This window comes from Dapis purpurea BLCC-M126, assembly GCF_050015975.1.
Classification (GTDB): Bacteria; Cyanobacteriota; Cyanobacteriia; order Cyanobacteriales; family Microcoleaceae; genus Trichodesmium.
Map to the genome: position 1 here is coordinate 1 of NZ_JBNHER010000336.1, position 1,248 is coordinate 1,248.

Annotated in this window: 1 protein-coding gene; it reads right to left on the reverse strand. The window is 37.3% G+C overall.

The genetic code is table 11. The features are described 5' to 3' along the window. Positions 1-52 precede the first annotated feature (52 nt). Positions 53-1,171 (reverse strand): RNA-guided endonuclease InsQ/TnpB family protein, encoded by a 1,119-nt coding sequence (locus ACP6PL_RS30780; RefSeq protein WP_426549179.1) that lies wholly within the window; start codon positions 1,169-1,171, stop codon positions 53-55. Between the last annotated feature and the right edge of the window lie 77 nt (positions 1,172-1,248).

Here is a 1,248-nt window from a genome sequence, read left to right on the forward strand (position 1 = left end):
ATCTGCTTCATAAAACCGATATAAAACGTCACATAGAGTGACATTTTAATGTTTACTTCCTGCTTCCACCGGAACTGTCGGCAGCACTCCGTCCACAGGCATCAACGGTCAAGCCGACCGCATTTCTTAAATTAATACTGGCATTCAAATCACGGTCTATAGATATACCACAAGAGTGACAATCATAAGTTCTCAGATGCAATGGCATATCTTGAACATGACCGCAGTTCGAGCAAGTCTTTGATGATGGAAAAAATCTATCAACTACCACTAGCTTAGAACCGTACCATTCGCACTTATATTCTAGCTGTCGCCTGAATTCATAAAATCCTTGGTCAGCTATACACTTAGCCAGCTTATGGTTCGCTAACATTCCAGATACATTTAGGTCTTCTATGACAACACTGCCGTGGTTCTTGGCTAAGTAAGTTGTCAATTTATGCAGTGCATCTTTACGAATGTTAGCTACTCGTCTATGTAACACCGCTATCTTCAGTTGCGCCTTTTTCCAGTTAGCAGAACCAATTATTTTATGGCGATTCAGGTATTGTAAATTAGAGAGCTTGTTTTCAAATTTCTTGTAAGATTTAGCACCAGGGAAAACTACTCCCGTGCTTAAAGTCGCTAAAGTTTTTACTCCTAAATCTATACCTACAACTTCAGTAGTCTTTGGAGTTGAAGCCGGAGTAAATTTATAGCTACAACTAATATACCAATCGCCTGCCTGTCTACTAATAGTTATTTTTTGAGTTGTTGCTTCAATTGGCTCATAAGTTTTTACCCAACCAATAAAAGGCAATTTGTGATTCCATCCGTCTAATTCTATCGGCTTTCCACAGTTATCAATTGTGAAAGAATCCGACCTACCTTTTTTCTTAAACCTTGGATGTTTACCCAACCCTTGAAAGAATCTTTTAAATGCTTGACCTAAATTGATAAAAGCATATTGATAAACCTTAGAAGATAAGTTTTTCATCCAAGGATAAAGAGGTTTTGTGTGATTCGTAAAAACCTCTCTTAGTTTACGAGCATTAGGCTTATAACCATCAATATATGCAGCATTCCATAAACTTAACCCCCAGTTATAACACCATCGGGAATAACCTGCGTGTTGAGCTAAAAGCGTTTTCTGCTTATTGCTTAATTTGAGTTTGGTTCTAATAGATTTCATCTATGGGTAAGCGTAGCTTGGCTAAAAGTATGCTTTTTTACGTATTATATCGTTATTCTTTGATTAAGTCAATTCTC

What these genes read in the sequence shown, in the direction of transcription:
- ACP6PL_RS30780 (WP_426549179.1), bottom strand. Translation starts at nt 1,171, where the DNA reads ATGAAATCTATTAGAACCAAACTCAAATTAAGCAATAAGCAGAAAACG.